The 25,498-nt window shown below is 44.9% G+C and carries 12 protein-coding genes; all 12 read right to left on the reverse strand.

The genetic code is table 11. From position 1 onward, the window contains the following. Positions 1–92 precede the first annotated feature (92 nt). Entirely contained in the window at positions 93–4,418 is a 4,326-nt protein-coding gene (locus TPH_RS08440; RefSeq protein ID WP_015050778.1) for a hypothetical protein, read from the reverse strand. Between the two features lie 12 nt (positions 4,419–4,430). Then, complete coding sequence (locus TPH_RS08445; RefSeq protein WP_015050779.1) at positions 4,431–5,252, reverse strand: DUF4007 family protein; 822 nt, start codon at positions 5,250–5,252, stop codon at positions 4,431–4,433. 15 nt (positions 5,253–5,267) lie between these two features. Further along, complete coding sequence (locus tag TPH_RS08450) at positions 5,268–10,556, reverse strand: ATP-binding protein (protein WP_015050780.1); 5,289 nt, start codon at positions 10,554–10,556, stop codon at positions 5,268–5,270. A gap of 16 nt (positions 10,557–10,572) precedes the next feature. Then, entirely contained in the window at positions 10,573–12,189 is a 1,617-nt protein-coding gene (locus TPH_RS08455; RefSeq protein ID WP_015050781.1) for a hypothetical protein, read from the reverse strand. Further along, positions 12,186–16,694 carry a protein kinase domain-containing protein gene (locus TPH_RS08460; RefSeq protein ID WP_015050782.1) on the reverse strand — a complete coding sequence of 1,503 codons (4,509 nt, stop codon included), beginning with the start codon at positions 16,692–16,694 and terminating at the stop codon, positions 12,186–12,188. The genes TPH_RS08455 and TPH_RS08460 overlap by 4 nt, the downstream gene beginning before the upstream one ends. A 9-nt stretch (positions 16,695–16,703) precedes the next feature. Further along, positions 16,704–17,525, reverse strand: a complete 822-nt coding sequence (locus TPH_RS08465; RefSeq protein WP_015050783.1) for a phosphoadenosine phosphosulfate reductase family protein — start codon at positions 17,523–17,525, stop codon at positions 16,704–16,706. Next, positions 17,515–20,919 carry a hypothetical protein gene (locus TPH_RS08470; protein ID WP_015050784.1) on the reverse strand — a complete coding sequence of 1,135 codons (3,405 nt, stop codon included), beginning with the start codon at positions 20,917–20,919 and terminating at the stop codon, positions 17,515–17,517. Before TPH_RS08470 ends, TPH_RS08465 begins: the two co-directional genes overlap by 11 nt. Positions 20,920–20,921: 2 nt before the next feature. Then, entirely contained in the window at positions 20,922–21,848 is a 927-nt protein-coding gene (locus TPH_RS08475) for a DUF4007 family protein (protein ID WP_201764433.1), read from the reverse strand. Positions 21,849–22,319: 471 nt separating this feature from the next. Then, entirely contained in the window at positions 22,320–23,552 is a 1,233-nt protein-coding gene (locus tag TPH_RS08480; protein WP_037998982.1) for a M20 family metallo-hydrolase, read from the reverse strand. Positions 23,553–23,592: 40 nt separating this feature from the next. Further along, positions 23,593–24,639, reverse strand: a complete 1,047-nt coding sequence (locus TPH_RS08485) for a M29 family metallopeptidase (RefSeq protein WP_201764434.1) — start codon at positions 24,637–24,639, stop codon at positions 23,593–23,595. 14 nt (positions 24,640–24,653) lie between these two features. Further along, positions 24,654–24,944, reverse strand: coding sequence for a DUF6092 family protein (locus TPH_RS08490; protein ID WP_015050788.1), 291 nt, complete (start codon positions 24,942–24,944; stop codon positions 24,654–24,656). Then, positions 24,945–25,463, reverse strand: a complete 519-nt coding sequence (locus TPH_RS08495; protein ID WP_015050789.1) for a nitroreductase family protein — start codon at positions 25,461–25,463, stop codon at positions 24,945–24,947. Positions 25,464–25,498 lie beyond the last annotated feature (35 nt).

The following is a 25,498-nucleotide window of genomic DNA, read 5'->3' on the forward strand; positions in this document are numbered from 1 at the left end:
AGCTTCACAGCTCCTTCTATGCAATCTGATCGCGTGATACCTATTGTGCATGAACGAATTTCTGCTGTACTCTGAGACGAAGTAAATAATATTCAATTAACCCTATTAGTTTGCAACATCGTTATAAACTTGCTAATATAATCCGAGATCTTGCTTAAGAACATTTTTTTATTTTCCTCGGAGAGTTCCCGGAACTTCGCCAGTAAGCCCTCAACTTTCAGTTCATCAAGGCGCTTTTCACAGGTTGCAAGGGCATCGCGAACGGTTTTAACCTGATCAGTGGAAAGCAACCGAGGCATTTTCTGTAAGCGATCTCTCAATTGTATTAACGTCTCGGCGTCCATCCTAGTAATCATCTTAGGATCGGGGATATTATGCTGCATCCACTCCGCTGCCTCTCGTTCTCTTTTAGCTCTTATCTCTTTGATAAAACTACCATAAATTAATTCGTTATCCAGCGGTGGAGCATCATCTAAAAACTCACTGTCGTTTTCCTCTTTATATCGTTTACAAGCCTCTTGAAACTCTTCTTCATCAAGATCCTCTCTAGACAAGCGCTGATAATGCAGTTCAACCAGTTCTAGTTGTTTCTGCACCAATTTCAAGTCCTCAATATCCTTCTCCCGTCCTTCATAGATTCGAATCAAAGAATCAATTTCACTCCTCCAGTATGCTAGATCACTTAATGATTTTATTTCCGTTATATTAAAAACATTTAAAACCCTTTCCTTGTATAACTGCAGCTGATTCTGGCAGTCTTTTCGGAAATTTTCCAGCTTCTTTGCTGCTTCATCAACATCGTTCAGATTGATATCCTTCAATTTCTTTGCTTTTTCCAAACGTATTTCATAATTATTAACTTGTTCTAACCATGCAACCAATACCTGGAAGGGTGTAGTACTCGTGATAATATTATTCTTAAGCATGACCTCAATATCAGATACAGTTCTCTTAATATCAGTAATTAAATTTATTTGCTGCTCAACTTTTTCTACATGGGCTTCCAATAACCTTTTTTCTTCAAAAAGCTCGAGTTTTGATAAATTTTCTCCGATTTTTATAAGCATATCATGTTTAAATTTCCCTAGCTGCTCAATACTGGATACAGTCCTGTGTGACAACCATCTCCAAAAACGCTGTTGGGTTTGTAAACGGGCATACGCCAGGTGTTTTTTAACCTCTTCCATCTGGTCTTTGGTCCACTTTTCATCTTCTAACTGCATTTTATCGTAGAGATCAACCAGGTCCGCAGCACCCCAGGATAATAAACCGGCTTCATCCTTTTCAACACCTTTATCTACTTTATTTAGTGCTTGCTCAATCGTGCTATTATACCAATTCAACTGCTTTACTGCATCATTCGCCTGTTCATACAAATGTTTATATTTATAATAAAGTTGTTGAGGCACAGCAACGCGTTTATCTAACTCCAAAGCTTTATTGCGAAAATCGACTTTGCCGCTCAACGTCTTTTCAATACTCCATTCATCTAGCAAGTTTTCCCATTCAGATATCTTTTCTTTGGAAACACGTATCACGTACGTTTGATCAAGAATCGACAAATCGAAGAAATTGCCGGGCATGGCCTCAGACAACCATTTTTCAAAACTGATTGTTTGATCATTTTTGAGCAGATTGACCTCTTTTTTACGGCGGCCAACAAAGAGTGAGAGGATCATACCGGCTGAAGCAATATTACAACCAAAAGGAGGAGCACACAGAAGCCGCATGGCATCACCTATGTTCATGGACGTAGGGGTTTCAGAATCTGACATTTCGCCTATTTTCGATTCTAAAAGCTCAATGATTTCTCGTATTACCTTATTTGACGGCTTCAGTCTTATAGAACCATCGTCGTCGATAATGCCCCAAGAACGATCTAACACCTGGTATGCCCGGTTCCTTTGTTGTTCACTGCAGGTAGATATCCAGTCACGGTCAAGGTTTCCTAGAAAGAGCTCCTTAGTAAACACCTGACAATCTTTAGCAGCATTCCCCCTTGTAGTATGAAAGCCATCAAAAGGGAAGGGAATCCGTTTGGGATAGATAACTTCAAACAGCTGTACGAGCATACGCTTAAGTCGCGCTGCGCTAATTTGCCGTTCGGTAGCAAAAACTATATGCCTTTCCCGTTCCAATACGGTAAACTGGTTCGAAATCTCCTGAAACAGGCCGTTTTTCCTATCAATAATGAAATTCGCGTATTTCTGACATTCTACATCACTTAAACCCTCCTCAAGAACCCAGTATTCGGCAATCTTTTGTCCAAAAGTCCCGTCATTATCATAAAGGAAAATTACTGCTATTGGCGCTCCCGCTTCCCATTCAAGACTGTTCTTTTCCAGGCTAGTCTTCATCATTTTCTGAGCGATTACTTTAATTGTATCTATATTGCTTTCAGGGCCTACATAACAGTAGATCAATTGACCTTTCTCCTCGTCGACCCCCATTGCATCGCGCCAGGTACGTATGGCGTAATCAATCTGACCTTCCAACATCGTAATATCGGTAAAATAAACTTTATAGTTCCACTCTCTTGTAGTGATATTATTTTCAGAACCAAAATCGGTTGGATACATCTCAAACTGCGACCATTTTTTATAATTTTGGCTAAAGATATTGGCACGTCTTAGGGAATTGATATCCGAAACCTTTTCTTTTAAAAGAGCAACAAATTCTCTTCTGGGAGCAGCATCACCGGTAATCTCATACTGTCGAAGCAGTTCATTCCATGTGAGAACTGCATATTCGCGTTCAAGTGATTGTACCGCTTTGGTTAACTCATTATTTTCAATACCGCAGAACTCGGCCAGGGCATCCAGATAATCTTCTTTTGAGTCGACTTTAATCCCAATTTTTGACGATACCAGCACACCCTTTAACACCATTTTTTCAATATCTGAAAGCTCATAATAGTATTTCTGCATAACGCTTTCGTAGGAGTGAGCTGCAGCTCCATGCTGTCCATACCGTTCCGAAGCAAGAAATTCGCTGATCATCGCTTCACTACAGAGATCTACCGGTCTTATCGTTCTACCCGTATCAAACTGCATATCTTGAAAGAAAGTATAAATATCGGCCAGAAGGGAAAGCGCCGACCGCTGCTGGAGAGACTTGCCTATCGTTGTAAGCTTATATAATACCCAGGTCGAACAAGGATGGAGCGGCCAGCAGCCACGACAAATTACTTGATTAAATTTTTCTGGATCCATCCAAACAGCATGATTTTTAATATCAGGAAACCAGTTTATCATTCTCGATTGCAGATTGGCTGACAATGTATCCGCATCGGCTAACTGACGCTCAAGCTCACTAACATTTTTCTTTTCCAACAAATTTGCTATTAGGGTTTCTAAATTAGTAGACAGCCTTACCTTGCGCACAGCGTCATAGCGGGTCACATACCTGCTCAGGTCATCACGGAGTTCCGGTGCTATTCGAGAGATATATGCCTTCAACTCATACTGGATAAAACACAGCAAAAAAACCCTATCGCTATTTGTTTGAACACACTCGAAGAGTTGCTGAAGTGCTCCTGGACCTGCAATGTGAGGTTTCTGAACAGCAAATTCCAGATAGCGGCCGAACTCATCGAAAATAATGAGAATACCAGCAAAAGGTTTGCCTGGACCACAATAATTTTCTTTGGTAATATTGATAAAATCGTTCAGCGATTCCTGCCCGACTGCGTAAATAGGAGAACCCATTTTTTGCTCATAGATATCACTAACCTTGCGAAAAGTTTCTTCGTCCTGTCTTCTCAAGTTTTCTATAATTTCTTGAACATTACAACCCTTTCCAAAACGCTCTTCATAATCTTCTCTCAATGGATCAAAAAAAGATTCGGTGAAATTAATGGCCGATTTGAAACGCGGGCGCAGATTTTCCAGAACAGTTGTATCAAGACCGTTTTGATTCAATACAAAGAGTACCTGCCGAATTATTTCGCCGCACAGATCAAAGTCCTGCATCCCATTTATGGAAACCACCAAAAATGGCTGCTTTGATTTCGCAATAATATCGTGAACACGCTTGCCTATAGCAGCATCAACCATGGTTATGTTATCAAGAATTTTTCTGGCAGCATGAGAAGTCGGACTATTTAACAGTATTGCGAGGGTTACCGCAAGATGGGACTTTCCAGTCCCATACCCGGCAATAGCCAAAGCAAACGGTTCGTCGACAATTATACCGTTTATCCGTTCCAGGATATCTAATGTGAAACTTGCTGTATCAAGAAGTTTATGGCTGCTGCTAGCGAGGTCTTCCTCAACAACACCATGGTAATTCGGGCCATGAAAGACAAAATGTTCAGCAGCACTCTCAGCCAATACCCTGTCCTTCTCGAACCAGCTTAACTGAACCGCTCCATTAAAAAGCAAGTCTTTTCTAAAAGAAACAATATCTGCTAGCCTCATCCCCGTCCCCCCCTATGCCCAATCGTCAAAGAGATGTGGCCATACCTGATCCACACTGGCTTTCCTTTCGATGATCCACGGCTGTATTTGGCGGTCTATTGAAATGAATCCTTTACGCTCAATTAACGAAAAAACATACTCAATCTCCGACCTATCCCAAAGGCAAATTTCAAACCAGAAAGTCTTGCTGTTAAATTCAGAGAAGGTTACCTGATCCCGTCCGGGGAAAAACGCATCCAAAAGGGAAATAATGTATGCGGAATATGGGGTGGCATAAACCTCAAGAACAGGAGCCTTCTTTCTGGTTACCTTTTCACCTTCCACTGCTAATACCCGCGCTCTTCCAAGGGCTGCCTCTTCAACGTAAGTTAATACAAGCGGCCCCGTTCTGTTGTTACCGGGACCAAATATGCTAACCAGGTAATCCTCCAACTGTGGTTTGGTAAAACTGCTTCCGAGAATCCCGCGCCCTTTTGCAAAAATTTCGTGCCAGGCTTTCGCCCCGATATCGCTACGACACAAGTTCATGTGAACCAGCCATTGCACCATCGGCTCCCCTAGATATTTATCCTCCAAATAAATTATTTTACCAAGGGATGTAAGAACCGGCTTTTTGATACCACTTGTTCTATCACTTGCCAGCTCTATCAACCCCATACCCCTAGCATAATCAAGAACGGCCGGCACTTTTCCACTCGACTCACCCATGGGAATACCGGTGTCTAAAGAGATTTCCTTATAACTGCCCTGTTTACCCAAAGCAGCATATTCAAGGAGAGCAGCAATCAGACGCCTTTCGGGAATAAATGTTTTGTGAAAATTCACCGGTAACATTTCAGAAATGCCCCCTTAAAACCTCTGCTCTAGGGGTTTGATCCGAATCTTAAACCATTTATTCACTTCTAACCTGCTGGTCGCTTCATTGTAGGCGAAACCCAGTGAGTAACATTCCCCTCGCTTCAACGCAGATAGACGTTCAACCCATTCGTCGAGCCGCCCGTTAGTGACATCTGCCAGAATCTGGGCAAAAGATCTGATCTCGGTATCTGCAGGCTTAAAAAAAAGTTTATGACTTGCCTGAAAGAGCCTATCTCGCTGATCCCTATCAAGGTTGCTCAGGGTCTGAGTAGCCAGTATTAAAGAAATACCAAACTTACGACCTTCGGTGAGAAATTGCCCCAGTGGGCTCTCCAAACGATGGTCAAGATTCTGAATCTCATCGAGCACTATGATCTTTGGATGATCCTTATTACCCCTCGAGCGGTAGTACCAGTAGAGATCGATGAGAGAAAATTCCGTTATCAACCTAGCAGTATCTTTCATGAAACCGGCCAACTGGATAATGTGGCACCTTGATACTGGATCCGTAAACAACCTTTCCCAGCTGTCAATATCTTCTTCACCAAATGGGTTCATATCCACAAACGGCTGGATTTTACTAACCACACTCGCAGCGGAGTTGGCGGTTGGGCCACCAGCACTACGAATTTCATTCAGCTTATCCAACAACCTGTGAAGATTGAAACTGCTCCCTTCTTGAGCTACTCCATCCCGGATAGCATTGTAAAGTGCCGATTTCTGTTGGTCGCCTAACTGATAAACCTCGGCAAATACCCCGCTAACTCGTTGAGCAGTTGCTGCGGGACTTTCTTCTATTTGTACATCGTCGAGGAAGTCCTGCTGCCTGCGAAAAGGATTGATAGTCAGGGGTTCTTTGCGAACGAAGTGTTGCTTTGGACTCAGCTTTTCAAGTACTATTGGTTCTAATTGCCTGGTAGTAAATCCATTGGTATAGTCCACAATCAAGCTATTTTGCCCTGCTTTGCCGAGTTCACAAATTAAAGCTTGAATGGTGTAGGTTTTCCCCGTGCCAGATGCCCCAAATAAAAGAATGTGCCTGTTTGGTAGGTCTGGATGCCCGAATTCCCAGTAGACATCCCTTCCGCCAGCAGTACCGCTTCCTAAAAGAATTCGCTTGGGAATGTATTTACGTTGCACAACAACTGAACTACTGTCCTTCCCGGTTTCCTTCTCAACGGCAACATCCTCCGGTTCATCTGTTACCATCCTCCCTTCATCTGCAGGAGGTATTAAGGATTCTTCTAGCCGTTCCCAGGCTTCTTGCTCACCAGGCAAGACGTTACCATTTCCTGCGGTATTTTGTTTCTCATCGCACTTGTTAGACGTATAAATCAGTTCTGAGCCACTACAGAAAAGACCACTACAGAAAAGATCTGCAGTAACCTCATCATCAAGGCATACCTTTTTAATAAAGTCCTTGCCCGCCGTAGCAACGGAAATGACCAGGTCCTGCCCTTCTAAACAGAAGTTCCATTGAGGAATAGAGCTGATATTGTCGTTGTTCTGATCGGTCCAAAAGGCTACCGCCGTTGCCTGCCACGTGATAGAGAAATACCCTTCACTCAAACGTTCCAGAGCGAGGAGAGTTTCCTTGTAGCTAGGCTGTTTCGTCTCGCCCCTGCTGGCAATCAAGCGATGCAGTTGCATCCACCAATAGCGTTGGTCGGGCCGGTCATTGATTCCTTGGGGATCATCTTTTGCACGGGGGCGGAAACAAGCTACCAGATGATTCAAGCCGCTTTCTATCTGCTGGCGGGCTTCCTCCAGATATCCTTCTGACTGTTGAGCCAGCTTACATTCGATGATCTGAGCCTTTATCTGGAAATAACCATCTACAATATGAGCCTGCAGCCTCAAAAGGTCAGGGCGCTTACGGTCGGCAGCCTCGTCAAACCAGTGCCGGAAAGCATCCAGGGAAACGATCTCGTCACAAAAGGCTCCTTTGTCCCTGGGAAGCAACTTTCTGACCATCGCATAAGCAATATAGTCCCGCACGTACTGGGAGGGACCGGTTGCCTTCACTACTGATAGACCGGCAATATATTCCGTCTCTTTAACAAGACTCTCGGCAATACGATTAGACAAATCAGGCTCTAACGGCCCTAGCAGGGCAGAGATCTGGTCGCTGATTCTCTTCTTAATGTCTACCATATCAAATCTCTCAGTAGAAACCGTATAGTTATTTTCTCCATGTGGCCCTACACCGGTGCCAAAGCCAATAATTTCCCGGGTCCTGGCTCCATCCGTCCCTACCCGCCGAAGCAGCTGCTCATCCACAAATGGATCTATACAAACAACCCAAGCGCTGCTCTGATGTGCGGCATCTATTACAGCTGTCCACGGTCGAAAATCGCTAAAGCTGATAATTGCATGTCTCAGGGCCGGATCACAGTGGCCTTTTTGTATACGAGCCATAACTTCTGCATGTAAAGGTCCCAGTTTAAAGCGCTGATTACTCAGCACTCTTTCTCGCCTTTTTTCCTTTCCGCCGCCGGTTACCCGGCAGCAGACCTTTTCTAATACCGGGAACTTGCGGTACCCATCTTCGGAATGATGTTCTTCTCCAAGCAACTCAAAGCGGCTTGCACTTGATTCCATGAAGTTTATAAAGAAAATTACATCCAGGTCCGTGCTCCTTAACAACTTCTTAAATTGCTCAAAATCGTCTTCCCTTGAAACAACCCGGTAGGAAACAGAAATTCTGCAGTTGTTATAACGCCGGTTGCCGGGCGCCAATTCCGCTTCCTGCCACCGGTCCTTCCAGGCATTGATCCACTGCATGACAGCCGAATCATCCCTGGTATCAGAAAAAATAGTCAACTGTAAAGCATATGGCCTTTCTTCTCGCTCTTTCAGAAGAGCGGCGAGATAAGCATCAATACCGGCGATTACCGGCTGAATCTCCCTCCCGCAATACGCAGCGATACTTATGCCGTCGCTGGCGTAAGGATGCAGATCCTGATAATTGAACAAAACCTCCTCAATAAGCCGGGAATCTTGAGTTTCCCGGAAGAGTTCAGCATCGGTTACCTCTTCGTCTTCAGTGTCATCGTATTCCAAGAGTAACTGGGAAGTAATCGAAGAGGAGGGTTCTTGACATTCACCTATCAAATGAATGTAACCATAACTTCGGACATTAGTATCAAGTTCCCAGCTCAAGTTTTTAAGAGTACCAAAAACCGGCCACTTGATACTGGATAGATCCACGACACGGTCCCAGCGCTTTTCAGTTAACGTTCTGTTCCCGGACTCCTCTACCCCCCTCCTGGCATAATAACAAAAGCTTTCGCACAGGTAAGCGTGCTGGTGATGGATCACTTCAAGGAGGGCCGGATGCAAAGGTGTGACCACTGCGCATTCTAGGTAATCGTCCCATTCCCAATTCGCTCGTGTGAGACTGCTCCCAGATACAATCGTAAAGGATTTCATAAGAAGCGGGCCGAAAGCGCTTTTTCCGCTCTTTTGCAGATATTTTTCATAGGCAGCGCAGTAAGCCTTTCGGAGGGAATTATATCTCTTCTTCAATGCGTTAAAGAATCCCGAGGTCTCAAACTCTCTGAGAAACAGTTGATAACAAATTGACAGTTCGCCCACCAGGGACTTAACCTCGTCCGAACTGTCAATTCCTGCGGCGCTAAGCAAGTCGGCCATCGTGCACTTGCCGCTCCGAATAGCAGAACTTAATAAACGGTTAACCTCATCCTCATCCCGAGCCATAAAAATCTCTCGCATATACGGCACAGCAAAAACGGGGAGAGCGTTACCGCTTCTTTTGTATTCATCCAGTGCCCATCCAAACATATCCGCTAGAAGACGGCATTGGTGGTTTTGGGGAAGTACCCAGATAAATTCACGCCGGTAGGGCTTACCTGTACGGGTTGTAATTACAACCTCAAATTTTAGGTAGGGTTCACCCGTCGTCGTCTTTGTATACGCCAGAGTGCTTTTTTCCTCACTCGGGAAGAGAAGAGACTCAAAGCCAACAGCAATTGGATGCTGCTCGTCTCCTAGATATAATCGCAGTTGATCTTCTAAGTAATCATCGATTCCTCCCAGTATCTGCCTAAGAAAGGCTGTTGCAAGTTGCCTGTCATCACCGTCATCACCGGCATCAAAGTCATGCTTGAACAAGGTGCTCTTTAAGGTAATACTGTTTAAATTTTCGGCAGCAAGTACCGAGCGCGCTCTCTCTTCTCTTTTAAAATCACCCAATGCAATCCACAGTGCCCGCAAGAAAACTTCAGGAGGGAGACCAGTCAGCCTTCTCGCTTTGTGCTCCCGTTCAATTCGTCTGCTCCTCTCTTTGTAATTAAGGATCTTGTTGTAAATATAAATGAAGTCGGCGGACCACAGTCTCTCGCGGGCTGCCTCCGACCTGTTTTCAATGTAGTCTTTTAGAGCATCCAGTAATTCGTCCATCGACGTAAAACCGCCGCCGATGTCGTTTTCTAGCTCATTATCCCCAAAACTGGCCCTGAAATTTTCGATCTTTTTAACGGCCTTTTCCCTGGCAGTCGCATCGAGAAACATATGATAATTGAAGAACTCTTGTGCAGGGACAACATATTTCGACAATGACCCCCGTAGTGAAGCAAACCTTCCACCTAATCCGCTCATACAAGGCAATTTAAAGAATGAGAGGTTACTAAGAATATGTCGATAGGCATCCATACCGCTCATTATGCCTGTAAAGTCCTGCTCCTCCAGATAACAGCTAACGGCTAAAAGATCTGTCAGGCCGTAATCAAAAAGAACTTTAAACAAATCTGCAATACGTTCAAAATCCTGCTCACTGCCGTCTGGGTTTACATAATCTTTTAAGCAAGCGTATACCCAGTCTTTAAATGATCTCCTCAGACACAGTGTCCAAACAGCCTGCTGGTCCAGGTGGAAAAAATCTTGCAAACTAGCCCGGTCATCAATATGTTCGTAACCCGCTAAAAGGATAACAAGGCAATCATAGTCAGGATCCTTTACGCGATTGCGGAGGCTGGTCAGATTATCTCGCTCATTATACCAATTCTTTTGGCGTATTGCTTCAAAGGTTGACCTGTCAGCAGGTGTACCCTTCTCCCACTCCTTACCCAAACCGTAAGCAATCCCGTATTCAAAAGCAACCCGGCGGTCAACTAACCTGTTGAACTCTTCACCTAGTTCGTAACCGATTTTCAATAGGAGACTCGATGGATAAGAAGGAAGTACGAACCGGAGCACACCCGAACTCTTAGCAGTTTCCTCCAGGATATATTTAACTAACGATTCAGCCATATACTTCATAACGCTTACCCCTCAATCAATTGTTTTTACTAAAAGTGTTGCGCACTATAGAACACGCATCCGAAAGCTCGGTCAAAAAACCGCCTGCCCTGAGCATCTCGGCTAACCAGGAACCCTTCGCCGGCAGGACAGAACTGTTGGCAGGTAATCCACTCCAGTTTAAGGCTCCTATAAGTTCCTTTCCTTCAATAGCAATCCCATAATGGTAATAAAGTCGCCTCAGAAATTCATCATAAGTACACCGTTCACCCGGCCTCAAAAGTACCAAGACCAGATAGCGCAAAATCTTATCGGTCATAATAAACCTAGCGCCAGGCCCTTTCTTAGGCACGATCATTCCAAGCTTTTTTCCTAGAGAGAGAAACAGCTTGTGCCCATATTTAGTGTCTGCTTCTTTATAGAGCCTACTCTTCTCTTTACGAGGGTCACGGGCAGCATTCTTCTGTAATGCATCAGACCGAAGAGATTTTTGGATAAGTCCCTGAATGAACTGCAAATTCCGCTGAGAAGCCAGGCGCAATTGTCGCGAAGATGAAGCCGGAGGTGAAAAGATCCAGGCATAGCCAAGAGCAGTATCATTCGTTGCACCGGTAAAGCCTCTTGCATATCGCAAGCTCTGGGCGCACAAACTACGCAGAACATGAAGGGCAAAACCAGTCATCAAAAGCTCCAGGCGCTCCACTGGGTCTAATACTGCCGCTAAAAGTCGATTGATTTCTACAGCAAACAGATAACCCTCTAGCCAACTCTCCTCAGGACACCACTCACAAACCAGAGCTTCAGTCTTCTCGTCGGTCAGTTCATGCGTTTCTCTGTCGAGCAGCTCTAGATAATCAACCAGGCGCTCAAAAGCAGCCGTGTACCGACCGCTCAGCTCCTTCAGCCCTTCCTGCAGCGACCGGTGCAGCTTAGATAGGTTGGATTCATCAGAACAAAACCCCAATGATTTTGCAATATCTTCTATTGCCGCTTGCCTGTTTGCAAAAACATTGCACAGCTGCAAGTATAGTAGTTCGCCACCTCTTGAGAGGAAGTCTCGTTTTTTAGTACTGTAAAATTTGTTAAAATCTTTTATAGTATCATGCCAACTAAGAACAGATTGTTTTTTTGCAACAGTTTCATTCCATATTGTTTCCTGCGTAAGAAGATGGGCTGATACAGGGTAAAAAGTCTGGGCACACCAGGTCCTGTTAAATCCTGCCCCCTGAAAACCACGCAACAAATCCTCTATCCAATCCTTCACCTCTTCAATAGTGCAACCGCTTACTTTTATATTTTTTCCCAGCTCATTTATTAAGTTTTCATAGTGTTTCTTGTGAATATAGTGTCTGGAGTCAACCCGGGAAATGCCAAGAAATGCCAGAAGTTTCAGGTTCAGCTTTATAGGGGGTTTATAGAACAGTTTAGCATCAGGGGTGTCGTACCATTTCCGAAGTTCTTCAAGCGAAGGAAGAGGAGACTCGATTGTTTCGCCGTTACCGATCCGTTTATCCGAAAAGACAACGGCCAGAAATTCGGCCAAGTATTCCACAATTGTTTGTTCATTGGAAAATCGCTTACCAAATAACCTGATAGCAGGATTGTAATCACCAGCAACATCTTTGATGTGAGGAAAAGGCACCGGTAAACTCACATGAACACCTCCAGCGAACTGTCAGAAACAATAATCTTCATCACCCGAAACGTACGGTCGGGGCCAATCCGTAACAATCTCAAATACCGATCCTCATCTTGCTCCGGCCGTTGGCCGGTATGATAAATATTCATCAGGTCCCCCTTAAACCGCTCTAGACGATCAGTGTAATTAGCAGAGAGTTCTTCCACTACATCACCTTCATATCTACGTGCCACATAATCAAGGAAAGGCAAGTCAAGGTTCATTTCTGCGAGCCTATCACCTTGCCGGTAACGCAGGCAAAATATTCCGCTGCGGTCTTTCCCTATCTGGTATCTTTGTTTTACAGCCAGCGCAAAATCTTCTGCTCGCAAAACTGCCAGTATCAGCTGTGTTTTAGAAGATCCTTCGCGCCGTTTTAAAGTTATGTAAATATCCTTTTCCTGCCAACTCTCCTCCGGCAGACGCGCTCCTATAAAATATTCTTGCAATACTTGGAGGATCCGGTAGCGATAGCTCCGTTCCAATAGCGGCGATATCTCATTTCCCGCCGTAAATTCCAGAAATCTCATCAACATCGGTGAACGCAGAAAGTTGGACACATATTTCTTCTCCCCAATTTCATCAAGTTTGGCAAAGAAATAGACAAGACGGCGCATCTGTCGGCGCGCAGCAGGACCATCTTTAGCAACTTCATCTGCCAATTTTTGATATATATTTTTAGCTTCCCCCGTGAGGGGTAGAGGGGGTCCCCCTTCTACCCAGACCTTTCTTTCAAATGAGGGGTCAAGAACAACTCCAAACTCCGCCTCCCGGATCCGCCGCACCGGCAACAGCTGCATAGCTTCAGGGACTGTATCAATGCCATCATCCCCAAAAAACCTGTTAAAGAAAAGAGAACCTAACAATAGATCCTGGAGAGCGGTGTAAGACATTTCGGCAATCCGAGGGCAGTCTATTCCGGTAGTAATGGCGTATGCCAGATGTCCGGTCATCTGCCGCATGGTAAGACGGACATTATATTCATATAGGCGCCTGTAGAGAAGCATGATCCGTTTGGAAACCACATCAAGATTTTCCTGGAGAAGTTTCACATTTCTGTAGATAGGGCAATAATCTCTATATTGACATGTTTTATTCGGAAGCCAGTTCCCGGGGTCCAACATGCGCCTAAAAACATCGCACGCAGTATCTATACTGTCCATCCTACCGATGTTTACCACTAAAAAACATCCGTTGAGTATATGTTGTGGAACATCTGCTTCTAGAGCCTCTAGAAGCTCGCTTTCATCGATAACCATTCCCTCTATTTTCAGTTTCTTGTAGCTTTCCAGCAAAGTGCCGGTATTAGAAACGATGAGATAACTGTCCGTCTTGTTTTCCAGGGCCTCTGCCAAAACCCGAGAGCGCTCCTCTTCTGGTAACTCGCTCATATCTTTAACTATCATCAGGTTAAGCTCGTCGATTTTTTCTTTCGATTTCAGCTGTTGAAACTTCCCCGTTAGCTTCCAGATGATCGCCCCAGCAGTAGTTGTTTTGCCATCACCAGCATTGCCGGTAAGGATAACATTGTTACGCTCGCAAACCAGTTGTTCGTAAATATAATCAATCAGCGGATTATTAACAAATATTCTCTCAAAGTAAGTATTCCCGAATTGGGATTCTGCAGTAGCATTTTCGTTATAAGCGGACGCATTAGAAAGTGAATTAAGGTAAGCGACAAAGGGGTTTATACTCACGGGCAGCAATTGTGCTCCGACTTCTTCAGTTTTTTCAACTTCCGGCTTTATTTCTTCCTGCAATTTACTGCATTCAATGAATGCTTCTCTCATTTCTTTTATTGTGGCAAATCGCTCGCTGGCTTGCGTTGCTACAGCCTTCAACAGCCATGGTATATATCTTTGTATGTCATCTTCTAGAGCCTCAGGTATCTGCGGTTTATCACCGATTACCGGATTATTATAAGGCTTTGTACCAAAAAGCCACTCCCATAATGTAACTCCCAGTGCAAAAAGGTCACCGCCTACTGAGAACTCCATATCCGTCCCTCTTATGCTGTCAGGCGGTACATACCCCACAGTGCCCTGGAAAACATCAACCCTGGGCTCACCGGCAATCCCACAATCTATCAGAACTGCTTTCCTGTCCTTCGTAATTAATATGTTATCCGGCTTGACGTCACTGTGAAGCAGTGGCTGAGGATTTCCTTCTTCATCTCTATGTTCATGGAAATCCTCCAGAGCATCCATCAGGCAAAGTGCAACGGTCCGGAAGGTCTCAATATCCGGCCCTTCATGCCGGTCGATTTTGTTCCGCAGGGATTCCCCTTCAATGTACTCCAATACGATAAAGTAACGATCGTTCTTCCAATGCCCGATTCTGTCGTAACAATGAATAACATAAGCCGAATTGATCGCACTGGAGATCTCAGCTTCCTTAAGAATCCTTTCCAGGGGAATTTCCTTGTTAAAAAGCTTCAGCACAACAAGCTGACCGCGAAGAGTCCTCGCTTTGTAAATCTGTGCTTCTGCTCCTATACCAATTCGTTCAATGATTTCATAAACATCATACTGGTCACCGCTTTGCAACTCAGGATTAACGTTTCCCGGTTCAGCACTTTTCAGGCCTTCTTCTTTATCTAAACTGAATGCGGCAATAATCTTGTCGGCGTCTTTCAAGCGCCCTACCCTGTCGGCAACTATCATACCTTCGATAGTCTCAATGGTCCTAGCCGAAACTCCAGAATCTGCTAGCTTCTGGAGCAACTGTTTACTTAAAACTCCACCTTGTGCCGCGAACTCCCTCACACTGGCAAAAGGCTTAACACCTGTCAGCATTTCATAAGCAATAACTCCTAAGCTGAAGTAGTCAGTGCCTTCATCAATGTCTTCGCCTGCAAGTACCTCCGGTGCAATGTAACCATCATCCTTTAGCTTTGAAACATCTGGAATAACAGTAATACGGTTGTCCTCAATTTGATATACAAGATCAAAATTCATCAATTTAGGAATGTCGTTCATCATCAGAATGTTTTCCGGTTTTACCGCGCGGTGAATTAGATCAAGCCGGTGCGCCTCACTGAGAGCATGAGCTATGCTGCGGCATATCCCCAACGCCTCATCGATAGGAAAAGGACCTCTGTGCCTACGAATAAGATCCCGCAGCGTCCCTGTGTTCGACCAATCAGATATTTCGATGATATCCCCGTCCTCGTTTTTAATCACAGAAACTTTAAGGATGTGGGGATGATCTCCAATTTGAGAAACAGCATTTAAAGTGTTATAAGCCTTTCTAAGAAAACGTTCTTTCCCCTCAGCATTCGCGTATGCGGGTGTACGAAAGATGCGAAAACGATGCAAACCCCTTGCAGGTGCGTTAATCGGCCTTGCAACAAGTTCAATGCATTCGGGGCTCTGGGATATATATTCTACGGTTTCATAGCCGGGAACGGTATACTTTATGCTTTGTCTGGGAGTATTAAGTTTATGAATATAATTAATAATGGCTTCTATTTGTTGGTCTTCAAGTAAGTGACCCTGTAATGATTCCCTTCTCTTCAAATAAGAGATAAAGTCGGAAATGGAAGCAAAGGTAAGATTATGTGTGTTTTGTTCAGCAGCAAGTCCTGGAGAGTTAGCACCTTCAACAGTGCTCTCGGGGTTTGTAAAGACTACAACGGATTCTATCCATAGATCAGGGTAAGTCTTAAAGCGATGCTGGTAAATCCCTTTCAACACTTTGCATTTGAAGCTGTTGTTTTTATGTGGATCGGTTCTGTAATGGGTACCGTTGATTTCCCAATTATACGGGGCGATTCGGATATGACCAGACCAGTGTTTGAGCTCGACAACGTATATACCTGAACGAGAGACCAAAACTATGTCATATTCGTAATAATTATTTGTTTGGTTGTCATATATCCAGATATTATTTAGAAGTTTACCAATATTTTGGTTAGTAATTATGCTGTTTATAATGCTAATTGCAGATTGCTCATGCTTAAATAAGCTACTTTGTTCTTTTACTATTATTCCTTTGCCATCCGTGGTATTAGCTGAACTAATGTGGTATTGATGGCTACTCATTTTACAAATTAAATCAATTAATTTTTCTTTAAAATTTGTTCGTTCCTGTGCAATTAGCATCAGCTGATATAACTTTTCATCTAGATACCCATAATCCACAGTTTCTATTAATCTCTTTTTTGTCAGTCTGGTATTTTCGTATATTTTATATATTGACTCTTTTCCTTCTTTAATTTGTAGGTGCCAAATGCCATCACTTTGCAGATGATAAAAGGGATATTCTAATTTCTTTTTGTACTGTTCCATATCTGGGAAAAAAATATCAAAGTAAGATAAATAAATTGGTTCTATTTCATCGTAGGTGAACTTATTTTTGTGATTAGGTTTTTTTTCGAAAATAACAGCGATAGTTAAGAGGAACAGATATTTATGCGGATTCACCTCTGCCCCCCGTTTGTAAACTCTTAATCGATTCAATAGATCTTCTACCTCTAACATTCTTTCACCTCATTTAAAAACATCACACGCATTTAAACCGGTAAGAGGTATCTCTTCTATTAGTTGGGATAGTTTCTTAACAGCATTCTTTTCATATTGAGGTTTTTCTTTTAAAACATCCTCTAAAACATCCTCATCAATATCACGAAGGAATAGAGGTTTACCCCCTTTAATTCCTCTCCAAGTGTAAATCCTACCGTCAGAGTGGTTTTCCTCATATTGACAAGCCTTTTCAAATTTATCTGGATGATATTTTTTTAAGGCTCTCCATTCAGCATCAGTTTGATAAAAGCAGAAATAGCATCCAGATCTCTTTCTCCATTTACTATAATCTGGTAATCCTAGACCGGAAGTTTGTAATATGTTTAGTACATCTTCCAAAGTAATACTGTCCTCAACAAAGGGAAATCTAGGTTGAATGTTTCCTTTTTTGTTACTATACCCTAGTCGATTTTCGTCTGCCCTGAGAGCTACATAACTATAAGTCCAATCATTACCAATATAATCTTCGTATGGTTTAAGCTTAAGTTGGCGGGTACACCATCTATTCTGTGGTGATGGTAAAACACCCTTATAATACTTTAACCAGTAATCAAAATCTCGCTCGGATCTCAAAACAGTTATTTCAATATTCAGAACAGCCCGAATTCTTTCTATATACTCGTAAGTCTCCGGGAGTTCACACCCACTATCTGTAAAAACATATTCAATATCTAAATCCGGATATTTGTCGCGCATATAGACAGCTAATGCCGCGCTATCCTTGCCTCCCGATAGGGCAAGGATATGCCGTTCCTTTTTACCTTTATTCTGGATGCAGTTATTTGTCATTTGAATCACTCTCAATAATTTTCTCTGCCAAAGCAGCGAGAATCACCCTAGCCTTTTCTACAGGAAGTGCCAGAATGGCACTCAATGTCTTCCGAAGCTCTGGATCCTGGCTCTGCCCAATATTAATGACCTCCCTTCTGATTTTACCGCCAGGCCTCATAATGCTGATCAGCCTGGTATTCTCTTTTACAAAGTAACCATTAAGAGAAGCCAATGTTTCCAGCTGACAGATGCGGTGGGCATAGTCTCGTAGTTTTGCAGCAAATAGCATGAAATCCTCATCGTTCCAGGAGTCCATATGCTTTTTTACTACGATCCCAGCAACACCTCTTGCCCATTCGGCAGGATCTTGATAGTCTCTCGCCAGGACTTGGAGGACAGCCTTAAGTTCAGGCTCATCGCAGATGTCAACAAGTTGCATGGCTCGTTTTCGCTCGTTTTCATACAGATCTTGTAAGTTTTTGCCCCCAAAAACTTTCAGCATCATTTTCTGAACACGTTCATTAAGGGCCGGATATGCTTTGCCCAATTCCAAAAGTGCTGCTCTCAGTCTTCTTCGCAATTCATCCCGCCAATTGCTGTTATTTTCGGACTTTTCTTTAAAATCAATTCCAACGGCCCTAGGCAATTCTTCGAACAAGAGCTGCATCGGATCTACTGACCTTTGAATTGCCAAACGGACTTGTTGGGCTTCACGGGATACTTGCCTGGTGTTTCTAGCATACGCCGTTAGGCTGTTTATGAATTTTATTATGGGACCGACCACACCCAGCATTGTAGTATTGCGCAGTCCGCGATTCCCCCCGACCTGAGCATCCTTCAAGATGTGTCTATAAATATCAAAGACTTCCCGCTCTACGTTTTTGGAAACAAATCGCTTCAGAGTAAATAAATCCGGGCGTTTGACCATCAGAGCCATTTCAGAAGCGGTCATATAGGGCCGATAAGAATTTTCTTGAAAAACGGCGATCTCCTCGGATTTGACAATAAGATATAAGCAGATATAAATAGGAGCCGGTCCCTGCCTCATACCGAAGGGCGGTTCGTGCAGAATATCGAGAATTTCGGCAACGCTTATCCCTTCGTCACCAGCAGCGGCTATACATTCATCCAGCTTATCCCATAAATATTTCAACGAGGGATCGTTACCTTCTAAAGAACAACGCCAACAACCTGTCTCTTCATCCATAACATGCAACCCTTTTGCCAAAAGCAGAGATCTGTATACAGCTACCTCAGGGCCATACCCTTCTAATCCAAGCTGCTCTTCCTCGGCACTTGTTACCATTGCCTCAACAAGTTCCCGCCGGGCCCTTGCAGCAGCGCTTGATAATTTTTCATAACTGATCATCTCATTACCTATATATGGGCATTTCCAATAAAATCGGTCGCATAGGTCAGAAAGCTTGGAAGAGAGTTCTCTAGCGTCCCGCACCTCCACCCGCTTTCCCTCTGAATACCAGAGCACATTCTCAGAGCCGGGGAGATAAAGCCTGGCTAGGTGCTCGCGAAACTGCTGCTCTGCAGCCTTGATGCGAAACTTAACCTCTTTTCTCGCCACACCATCGTGAGCGAGTTCATGGCTTTCCTCCAGCACTAAGCGGGCAGCGATTACTTCCAAAGCAAGCTCATGAAGAGTCGTCCTGGAAGAAACATATGCCATTATAAGCGGCCGACCATCCCGGCATGTTTTCGGGACAACAGCCGGCTCTTTAAGGGTTCCGAAACAATAGAGAAAGAGCCCATCATAACCATTTTGAGGAGTTAGATCATCCGACAGCGATTCCACATCCAACCAGCGCCGTTCGAAGCGCCTGACGGTTCCAGTTTTGTAAGCATGGCGAGAAGCAACAACCGGAGAAAGTGGTAAATATTCCTGCAGAAGCGCCTCAAGCGACCCAATAGAAAGCCTTGCCTTCTTTTCCCGAATCGCTCCGTATACATCAAAATCAGAGCCTTCCCAAAGTCGGTACTCCCCAGCGTATTCTCTGTACAGAAGAATGCCTCTTTTAACCAAATTTTTAATCGACAACGTAACAGCATCTCTATCTGTGCCTTGTGAGTATCTCATAACAGTATAGATAATATGTAGATCAGCTTTGATGCCAAGGGTTCCCGACAAAAGGTTAAGCACTCCGACGGTTTTTAAAATGGCATGATCCTGTAATGAAAGGTAGCCGGCGTTTTCAATTATGTCATAAATCTCTATCCACCTTTGGGATTCAGCGCGGTTGCTATAAACGGTAGTGCTAATACTGAAAAAGTAGTCATAAAGATAGTCAAGTCCTAAAGCAGGCAATCTTTCCTGAGCGGTGAATTCAGTCTTTTCCAGGTATGCAGGCAACGCATTCGTTTGTCCGCTACACATGAATGAAAGGAGCGTCCGATCATTTTGGGCAAAGCGACGGCATAGTTCAATCAAGGCAACGGCAGTTAAAGGATGAAGAGGATACAGGCTTGCAATGGTATCTTCATCAAAATTATTCTTATAGGGTATATTAATTTTATTAATAAGCTGAGACGCTTCTCTTGCCCATTGCTTTATGCGATCCTTGACTATCTTGTCATTATTTTGTTTTAATGCCTTGCGCATCAAGTAAAGCATCTGGGGTGCCGGTTCCACGAAGGAGATATCCTCAAAACGCCCCTGGACCTTGCTCCATTCCTGCCTCTGAGCTGTAGATAATCCAAAAACATATTCGTCAAAGGCCTGATGCAGGCAGACCCAGATGTAAACCGAATCCGCTTCTGCTAACTGCTGCAAGATGAAAATATCACCTTGATCATGATAATGCGACATATAATCCAAATTTTTGCCAAATTCGTCTATCACTATAAGTAAGGGCCTTTTAACAGATTGTTGGATATCCATGAAGGCGGTAAAAAGCTTATGAGAATCTATAAATCTCTCACTTTGAAACGCTTTCAATTTAGAAAGATGTTCGGCAGTATCAGATATTCCAAAAGCCATTAGCGCCTGCTCCAGCCCTCGAGCCAGGGTGTTGTTCACGGGTTCGTAAGCAGCTGTTACAAAAATCTGAAAAAAACCTGCATTCCCAACCGCTTTATTTATGCTATCTAACAGCCTTTCATACAGCTGAAAATTGGCAGATCTCAGTTTCTCAAGAGCAATTTGCGCTCTTTTGCTGCTTGTCGGACCGGTAAGAGCGAGAAGGTAATTAGCGAAAGCCGATTTGCCCATCCCGTACGGCCCTGTCAAAGACCAGGCGGAAACCCTCTCTCCTTCTAAAGCACATCTAAAACGGTCAAGAATCTCGAGAGTCTTCGTAGTTACCTGGTAATCTTCCATTAAAACGGTATCCTTACAATCTCTTTCTATATTTATTGAGCGAACGATGTTCATGTCTACGGTGATAAAGTCTACTAGTTTCATTTTCATTTAGCTCCCAGTATAGTTCTTTTCGAGTTGTAATACCTCTGCAGAGCTTCCCAGTATAGCTCTTCGGGGGCACCACTATAGTGAAGTTGAATACTGCCCATCGTATCTACCAGGGAAAAGCTCTCAAATTCCTTTCCGGCAGCATATAGACAGGAACCAACCGCACTCTCCGGCACCTTGAAAACTACGCCAGGAGAATTAAAATCATAGGTTAACCGCTGCAAAGACATGGTTTTTTGTTTTCCTGATGCATATGAGTGAATGTACGAAAAACAAGCAGCAGCAAATATCAAAGGTGGCAGGTTAGGTTTTTCAGCAGTATCAAAACTATAATGGTTTTTTTCTTCTGCTCTGCGAATGATCCCCAGCTGAGCAAAAGGGCATTCGATTTCATACTCTTTCGTTGACGATACATCGCTATACATCCTGATTATGCAAGAAGCATCCCTTTCAAAAGATTTCTCCGATAGTGAGGCAAAACGCGGGTACTTTTGGGCAACACTTTTTATCACACCGGCAAGCTGTTTTATATCAAAACTCCAAAGGTTGCATTTGTTAAAGGCCAGCGGCCAACTAACTGCCTGGAAAGGCGGTATAAAGAGTTGCCAATGCAGCAACCATAAAGATGCCACATCCTCTAGGTAAGGATCCCATCCTTCATCATCTAGAAGACTGTGGCCTAACTTTGTCGGCCTTATATAACCATGAGAGTCGGGTTCAATGAGCTTGAATGCTTGACACCAGAACCGTATAGAACTGACCATATTTTTTCCAACGCCAAGACGCTCTATTGAGTCGCGTGCTTTGAAAACATCACCATTTTGGAGCACAGCATCATAACCTTTTTTCAACCATCCATACCGCGGGGTGAATGTTTCATGCCTTCCCATGCACGCTTGAGCAATATAGTCGTCCTGCTTCAATGTCCCCGTTTGCATTCCCCTGGTTCCCTTCTTTTCCAAGAAACTGCTATAAAAATACGTTCCGGTTTATCCTTGAGCTTGCTCCCGGACTCCGGTTTAACTCGCCCTAAGACTCATCGCATCAGGTAGCCGACCGGCTCCTATGACGGCATCCCTGTTGCAGAGTCGCCTATCTCGACATCCTGTCTCGATTCGGCTGCCGTTTGCTGCTCCTTCGTCAAGGGCGAGTAACAACCTCCGTCAGGTCGCTGCGCTGGCAAGGATTGGTGGTCTACAGGCAAAAGCTAACCCTATTTCCATATTTCGATATTTTTATCGCAATTTCCTGCCGCTAGAGGGCATGAGTTTCCCACCCAGCAACTCAGCAGACATGCCAAGCGAGCAGACATGCTGGGCGAAGACATAAAAATCCGGCCGTTTCCGGCCGGCATAAATTTCCCCGCTTTTATCTGATGGCATCCTGGAGAGGGCTTATGCACCATTCTGTGCCATCATCAACGCCAGCATGATCGCCGTATCCTTAACCAGGTTATCTATGACCACATATTCGTTCGGTTGATGCGCAGTTTCTTCAATAGTAGACCACACCACGGCGGGGATACCTGCCTCTCGCAGGAAGGCGGCACAGGTGCCACCCCCGATTCCTCCTATCCTGGAAGACACCCCAAACTCCTTTAAGATGCCGGACAGCTTCTTGACTATAGGTGCAGCAACCGGTGTGGGTTTTGGCGCATCCAGCCTTTGGAGAGTTTCGTATTTGATCCTCACACCATACTCGTATTCATATTTACTCAAAAGTCTTTCGATATCCTCGATTATTTCGGCAAGGCCGATGGATGGCAAGACCCTGAAATCCACTACAAAGACGTCCTCGCCGGGAATAACATTCGGGCTTCCCACATTACCGAACTTTTGGGTGAGTTCAAAAGTCGAAAAAGGAGGATTAAAAAGAGCATCCCGGTGACAGTATTTACCTCGAAGGAACTTGATCATATCAACCGCCAGTAAAGAGCCGATCCACCCGGCATTGATTCCCGCCAGTGGGTTGGAAGCATGGCACTCTTTCCCTTGGACATTAAACTTGCACCACAGGATCGACTTTTCCGCTATTTCCAAAAACCCTCCATCGGGGGTGCCGGAATCCGGGACCAGGGCTTCATCCCCGGGCTTGAAAAGGCCTTCCCGAACCAGGTGCTTTAATCCCTTATCACTGCCGGCCTCCTCATCGCTGACGAACAGAAGCCCTACCTTTCTTTCCGGCACCAAGCCGAGCTGTTTAAGCATTTTGACTGCAAAGGTGATACAGGCAACCGCCTGCCCGTTGTCTTCTACACCACGTCCGTATATCCGCTCTCCCTTGACAACGGGTGTAAAAGGGTCGCTTGCCCAGCTGCTTTTATCTCCGGGGGCAACCGTATCCAGGTGCGCCACCAACCATAAGGTTGGCGCTGAAGCTTCCCGGCCGGAAATGTACGCGATGAGATTGAGGCGCCTTCCCTCGGGGACCGCTTCATCGGGCACCTCTTTGATTTCCACAGGTATTCCCTGGTTATTGAGATAATCCGCCAGCCAGACCGCTCTTTTGAACTCCCCTGTCCCCCCGAAAGAGGGGTTAACTGCAGGTATCGCACAGAATTCCAGAAGGAAATTAACTATTTCACTTTGAAAACTTTCCGCCGTCCTCATTATTTCCTGTAGATTCATGGTCAACTCTCCCTGCGAAACGGTACTTCTCCCAATACCGTTATTTTCCCAATTCTCTGGCCAACGGGAGCAGTTCATGGTGCACCACGACCCCTTCATCCAGCAGCATCTCCTGGTCCAGCCATACCGACGAATTCAGGCAGACGCCGTCGGCATGAGAAGCAGCCTCTCCCTGGGTCCCCTTGAAATAAGCACCTTGAAAACCGATCCCCCACTCCGTTGCCCCCCATACCCGCTCGTCCTCGGTACAAAGCCCGGTCAGTTGAGCTCCCGGGTTGAACCCGTAGCAAACATGAGCAAGGTTGAACATCTTCGGATCATCCAGCTTCTCCAGCCAGCGCTCCAGCTTCCTGGCCTCTTCATCCCCGTTAATGGCGACGATCCGGCCTTGTTTGATAATCAGTTCAATGGGGTGAGCCAGGATACCCAGTTCCGCTTCTCCCCCTCCCGAGAAGGAACCGTCAAAGACTATTTTTCCGTTAATACTGTCCTCTACAGGAGCCCAGGCAATCTGCCCCAACAAAAAGTGTGCCCCAGGAGTATCGGCGCGCAGCTCGCTGAAAACAGGGCGGTCGGGGCTGTTTTCAAAGGAAATATCCGTTCCTTTCGGCGTCGTTATCCGCATTTTTTTCGCCTTTCTTGTCAGTTCAACAACTTTGTTCTGAAAAGCCTCCTGCTTATTAATATTAATCCTGCCGATACAGCGGACGATACGCTCCCTGTCAAGGCCTCCTAAGAAAAGATACCTGGTTCTGCCGTTGGACACGGCCTTCGTCCAGGGGGTCGAATAGAGAAGCCATTGGGTATTGAATTCAATCCAGACATCAGCAGCGGGAATGGCTTCTTTAAGTGGCTCAGGCAGCATGGAGTCGGTGACCTTTCCATATCCCATAGGAGTGGAATGCCATGCCATTATCACCCTGGCTCCCGCCGCTTCTGCGGCCTTTGCCGTCTCCTCCGCCGGCTTGCAATCGGTGCAGGAGTCGATTGTAATGAGTACTGATTCCCCCTCCCAGACACGGCATAGGTCGTCAATAATGACACGTCCTGCTCGCGCCAGTTCCAGATCATAAATATCCGGCATCATTATACCTCCTAATATTATTTCTCGGTGAGCGCTCTGGCAATACGGGCTACAGTCCGGTCGAGTTCTTCTTGAAAGCTCTTTTCGTCGTACATGCACAGCATAAGATATCCTTCGATATTTTTCCTTTCCTCCAGAAAAACGGCAGGGATGTTACCTTCATTCAAAGCATCGATCAGCATTGCGTATGCTTCCAGAAGCCGCAGCGGCCCATAGCCCGGAGGTTCGTCCAAACACCCCCGGGCACTCGTTACCATAAAACACAAAAGATCCAGCAACTTATTTTTACTGACGATTGCCTTATCCATTTATCCATACCCCTCCCAGCTCAAGACCTCCGCAACGTCCCTTCGCCTGGGCCTAACAGGTATTTTCTTCGGATAACCAACAGAGATGATCAACTGGGGAACAAGATGCCGCGGTAACCTTAAAACCTCCTGAACGGCCGCTTGATTGAAGGATCTGATGACACAGGTGCCCAGGCCGAGTTCGACTGCCATTAAGTTAATGTTCTCAGCAGCAAAGGCTGCATCCATTAAACTTAAAACATCCCGTCCCAAGCGGCCGCCTTTCCGCTCACACAAATCCATGTCGGTACAGATAACCAGCATTGCCGGAGGAAGCACGGTCAATCCCGGCGCAAAAGCTTTGACTCTGGCCTTCTGCTCCTCACAGCTGACGGCGATAAAATGCCATGGTTGAATATTGCTCCCGCTCGGTGCCCAGATCGCCGCCTCAACCAGTTTGATCAGCAGCTCCTTATCAACCGGCCTGTCATGAAAAGATCTGATACTGCGTCTCTCAAAAATGGCCCGCCGCACATCCATCTATCCGATCCTTCCTTTACAGGTGTAATGGGTTA

It is taken from the genome of Thermacetogenium phaeum DSM 12270 (genome assembly GCF_000305935.1).
GTDB lineage: Bacteria > Bacillota > DSM-12270 > Thermacetogeniales > Thermacetogeniaceae > Thermacetogenium > Thermacetogenium phaeum.